Here is a 4,620-nt window from a genome sequence, read left to right as displayed (position 1 = left end):
GGCGGCCTGGCCCGGCAGCGGCGTCAGCGCGTCGCCGCCGCACGCGGCGAGGTGCGCCACGACGATCAGGGCGAGTGCCCCGACGCTCGCGCGGTGACGGATCATGTCGGGTCTCCCTCGTCGACGTGCCGGCCTCTTATGGGATTGGTCCCGGCGGCCGTTCACTTTGTTCGGCGGCCATCCAAGATCATCCTCCGCCCCCGTCCAGCCGCCGCCGCACCTGGCGCCGGGCCTCGTGGATGCGCGACTTGACCGTGCCGTCGGGCACCTCGAGCAGCGCGGCGATCTCCCCGTAGCCCAGGTCGAGCACGTCGCGCAGCACCAGGGCCTCGGCCAGGTCCGGCGGCAGCGCCTCCAGGGCGTCCAGCAGGTCGAGCCGGGTGCCGGCGACCACGCTGGTGCGCCGGGGATCCGGCCGCTCCGGCAGCGGAATCCCGGCGGCCTCGCCGTCGAATCGGCGCCGCAGCACCTGGTACGTCGACCGGGACCGGTTGGCGGCCACCCGGTAGAACCAGGTGCGGAACGACGAGCGCCCGTCGAACCGGCCGATGCCCCGGGCCACCGCCAGCAGGGTGTCCTGGCACGCCTCCTCGGCGTCCTCGCGATGCGGCAGGAAGCGGGCGCACAGCCGCAGCGCCTCCGGGCGCAGCGCCGTCAGAAGGTCGTTGAGCGCGCGGCCGTCGCCCGCGGCCGCGGACCGGACCAGCGCGTCCATGTCCGCCGCGACGGCCGGCCTGATCGGGGTCTCCATGCGCTGATGATGCGCTTGCCGCCGCGGCGTGACGTCACGGGTACATGCCAAGTTGGGCGGGATGGACGTTTCGCGAGATATCGACTATGGTCCCTACAACGCCGTTGCGAGTTCTTCCCCCGTGGAATTCGCAGCGGCGTCCTACTTTGCCAAGCACCCGCCGAACTGGCAACACTGTTGACAACTCGCCGAAATGCATAGACCTTCATCTATAGCTCCCGCGCCCGGGGGCGGTGGACGGAGGTGTCCGATGCGGACAGGCCGGATCGTCGCAACACTGCTGCTCGCCCTCGCGGCGGCCGGTGCCGTGCCCGCGCTGCAGACGCCAGCCGCGGCCGTCGGCAACGGGCTCGCGCGGACCCCGCCGATGGGCTTCAACAACTGGAACTCGACGCAGTGCCGGGCCGAGTTCAACGAGTCCATGATCAAGGGCATCGCCGACATCTTCGTCGATCGGGGCCTCAAGGCCGCCGGCTACCAGTACGTGAACCTCGACGACTGCTGGGCGCAGCGGCAACGCGACGCTCAGGGCAACCTCGTGCCGGACCTCACCCGGTTCCCCAACGGCATCAAGGCCGTCGCCGACTACGTGCACGGCAAGGGGCTCAAGTTCGGCATCTACACCAGCGCCGGCACCGCGACCTGCTCGACCATCGGGTTCCCCGGCGGGCTCGACCACGAGGACCAGGACGCCCGGCTGTTCGCCTCGTGGGGCGTCGACTACCTCAAGTACGACAACTGCAACAACCAGGGCCGCGACGCCGTGCAGCGCTACACCCGGATGCGGGACGCGCTCGCCGCCACCGGGCGGCCCATCGTGTTCGCCATCTGCGAGTGGGGCGAGAACCAGCCCTGGCGGTGGGCCCCGTCCGTCGGCAACTCGTGGCGCACCACCGGCGACATCGAGGACAACTGGGGCTCGGTGCTGAACATCATCCGGCAGAACAGCGTGCTGGCCGCGTACCCGGGGCCGGGCGCCTGGAACGACCCCGACATGCTCGAGGTCGGCAACGGCGGGATGACCGACACCGAGTACCGCACACACTTCTCGCTGTGGTCGATGATGTCGGCCCCGCTGCTGATCGGCTCCGACCTGCGCAAGGCCACCCCGGCGACGCTGAGCATCCTGACCAACAGCGCCGTCATCGCCGTCGACCAGGACCCGCTGGGCCGGCAGGCGTACGTGGTGCGCAACGGCGGCGGCCAGTGGGTGTTCAGCAAGGTGCTCTCGAACGGCGACCGCGCGGTGGCCCTCTTCAACGAGAACGCCACCGCCGCGACCATCGCCACCAGCGCCGCGCAGGCCGGCATGAACGCCGCCGGCACGTACGCGCTGAAGGACCTGTGGAGCGGCGCCAACACCACCACGACCGGGACGATCAGCGCCACCGTCCCCCCGCACGGCACGGTCGTCTACCGCGTCTCGGGCGGCGCGGCATACTCCGGGCACACGCTGGTCGGGCAGGGCTCCGGCCGCTGCCTCGACGTGCACGACAACATCGTCGTCAACGACGCGGCCGTGGAGATCTTCAGCTGCAACGGCGGCGCCAACCAGCGCTGGAACCTCACCCCCGCCGGCGAGCTGCGGGTCTACGACGGCACCCGCTGCATGGACGTCTCCGGCGGCGGCACCACCGCCGGCAACAGGGTGATCCAATGGGAGTGCCACGGCGGCGCCAACCAGCAGTTCCGGCTGAACGCCGACGGCACCATCACCGCGGTGCAGTCGGGCCAGTGCCTGGACGTCTCGGGCGGCGCGACCGGCGACGGCGCCGCGGTCATCATCTGGCCCTGCCACCGCGCCGCCAACCAGATCTGGACCCGCGGCTGACCGGGCACCGCCCGCTTCGACCGCGCCGGGGCCTTCCTGGGCGAGCGCGGCGCCCCGGCGCTGGTGACGGTCCGCTTCGTAGCGGTCGTCCACTCCGTGGTGCCGATCGTCGCCGGCGCCGCCCGGATGCCGTTCGGCCGCTTCCTCGCCTGGTCCGCCCTGGGCACGGTGCTCCGGGTCGGTGTATTCGCCGGGATCGGCGCGGCGTCGACCCGAGCGGCGGCGCCGTCGTCCTGTTCACCGCGATCGGCGCCACCTGCGTCGGCGTGGTGCCGCTGTGCGCCCGCCTGCTCCGCCGGCGCCTCGTCCGGCTCTCGGCCGCATCCGGCTGAGCGGGCCGGTAACCTCGATCCCTGTCCACCCGCGAGGACCGAGGAGGCGACAGCGTGGAGACCGGCGCAGGCCCACCCGAGGTGTGCGAGGCCGCCCTCGACGACCTCGTCGGGCGGGCCCGGGCCCTGGCCGCCGACGGGCAGCGGCGCATCCTCGGCATCACCGGCGCACCCGGCGCCGGCAAGTCGACCCTCGCCCGGCAACTCGCCGACGCGCTCGCCGGCCGGGCCGCGCTGATCGGCCTCGACGGCTTCCACCTGTCCAACGCGGAGCTGCACCGCCTCGGCCGGCACGCCCGCAAGGGCGCGTCCGACACCTTCGACGCCGCCGGCTACCGGCACCTGCTCACCCGGCTGCGCCCCCAGCACGACGACATCGTGTACGCGGCCGAGTTCGACCGCGGCCTCGAGGAGTCCATCGCCTGCGCGGTGCCGGTGCGCCGCGCCGTCCCGCTGATCATCACCGAGGGCAACTACCTCCTCGTCGACGACGACCGCTGGGGCGGCGTCGCCGCCCTGCTGGACCAGTCCTGGTACGTCGAGCCCGGCGAGAACCTCCGCCTGGAACGCCTGATCGCCCGCCACATGCGATTTGGCCGCACCCCCGAGGAGGCGGCCGAACGCTCCCACGGCTCCGACCAAATCAACGCGGCCCTGATCGAAACCACCCGCCACCGCGCCGACCTCATCGTCCGCGTCACCACCGCGCGAGGGCCGGCCTGAGCACCTGCACCGAGCGTGGCGAGGGCCGCCGTCGACAGCCGGCACAGACTCTCAACCCGCCGTTTGACCTTCCGCTTCACTCCAGGGTCGACGTGGACCAGCCCGCTGCGTCATCAAGGTTGACCACAGCGTGCGCAGCCAGCGCACCGGGCGCGAGTAGAAACGTCTTCGACACCGCGATCACGCTGTTCAACCAAGGCGCTGACTCGCTCGAGCTAACGCTCGATGTTGCCTGGTGTGGGGAGCTCACCGTGAACGCCGCGGTGGAGGTCGGATGTTGGTGCCCGTCGGATCACAACATTCACCGGGTCCGTGAAGGCCGCTGGCCGGCAGCAGGCACGAACCAACTGGTGGAGGGGTTCACCGCCGGAACCGCGATGTTGGCGGGCGTGCTGGACTTGGGTCCGTTCGATCCACGGATATGGCGACTCGAGGCCGGATTGCCCGACGCGCCATCCAGCACGAGAAGTCGACCACGGGCGTGACGGCCCGTCGTCCGCCTGCGCGCACGGTCGGCAGCAGATCCCGGATGTCGGCAGGTGCCCATGGGAGGCTATGAGAATGGTACGCCAGCAAATCCCGCCGACGCGGCAAGAGATGGACGAGTGGTTCCAGGCTGTGCTGGCCGGCACGCGGACTCGCGACGAAGCAGACCGATGGGCTGCTCAGTGGCACGCAGCTCCAGCCGATGACCTCGTCGTTGACAGCGTGATCTGGTGGGCGCTCGAACGTCTCCACGGCATCGACCTGCCCGATGCGAGCGGCGGAATGCTCCACGACGACCAGCAGGTTGGGCAGTGGCTCGCGGAGTTCCGCCTGCGCTGCCAGGCCCCATAGCTGCGCGTCCGGGACCCACCGCGACGGTCACCTTGCCGAGCAAGCCTTGTCGGCCGGGTAGCGACGGCGCATTGCTGCGCCGCCGCCCCCTCAGAACCGGACGTGCACGTTTCCATGCATCCGGCTCAAGCAAGCCCACGAGGATC

The 4,620-nt window shown here is 71.3% G+C and carries 4 protein-coding genes and 1 pseudogene; 4 read left to right on the top strand and 1 reads right to left on the bottom strand.

Annotation, left to right across the window (positions count from 1 at the left end):
• Positions 1-187 precede the first annotated feature (187 nt).
• Positions 188-751 (bottom strand): RNA polymerase sigma factor, encoded by a 564-nt coding sequence (locus tag AB0F10_RS44320; protein ID WP_360640375.1) that lies wholly within the window; start codon positions 749-751, stop codon positions 188-190.
• Between the two features lie 250 nt (positions 752-1,001).
• Between AB0F10_RS44320 and AB0F10_RS44315 the strand changes: the two genes are divergently transcribed.
• The 4 genes and pseudogenes from AB0F10_RS44315 to AB0F10_RS44300 all read left to right on the top strand — a co-directional run bounded on the left by AB0F10_RS44315 (position 1,002) and on the right by AB0F10_RS44300 (position 4,474).
• On the top strand, positions 1,002-2,582 hold the full coding sequence (locus AB0F10_RS44315) for an RICIN domain-containing protein (protein ID WP_360640372.1): 1,581 nt from the start codon (positions 1,002-1,004) through the stop codon (positions 2,580-2,582).
• Positions 2,583-2,615: 33 nt separating this feature from the next.
• Positions 2,616-2,774 (top strand): annotated as a pseudogene (locus tag AB0F10_RS44310) (VTT domain-containing protein); the annotation flags it as partial.
• Between the two features lie 194 nt (positions 2,775-2,968).
• Complete coding sequence (locus AB0F10_RS44305) at positions 2,969-3,637, top strand: nucleoside/nucleotide kinase family protein (RefSeq protein ID WP_360640369.1); 669 nt, start codon at positions 2,969-2,971, stop codon at positions 3,635-3,637.
• A 597-nt stretch (positions 3,638-4,234) separates the two neighbouring features.
• Complete coding sequence (locus AB0F10_RS44300; protein ID WP_360640366.1) at positions 4,235-4,474, top strand: hypothetical protein; 240 nt, start codon at positions 4,235-4,237, stop codon at positions 4,472-4,474.
• Positions 4,475-4,620 lie beyond the last annotated feature (146 nt).

The organism is Actinoplanes sp. NPDC026623 (assembly GCF_040638275.1).
Lineage (GTDB): Bacteria > Actinomycetota > Actinomycetes > Mycobacteriales > Micromonosporaceae > Actinoplanes.
This window is presented reverse-complemented; position numbering and strand designations above follow the sequence as displayed.

Coding starts and splice junctions, on each gene's coding strand:
- AB0F10_RS44320 (WP_360640375.1), bottom strand. CDS start 751: ATGGAGACCCCGATCAGGCCGGCCGTCGCGGCGGACATGGACGCGCTG.
- AB0F10_RS44315 (WP_360640372.1), top strand. CDS start 1,002: ATGCGGACAGGCCGGATCGTCGCAACACTGCTGCTCGCCCTCGCGGCG.
- AB0F10_RS44300 (WP_360640366.1), top strand. CDS start 4,235: ATGGACGAGTGGTTCCAGGCTGTGCTGGCCGGCACGCGGACTCGCGAC.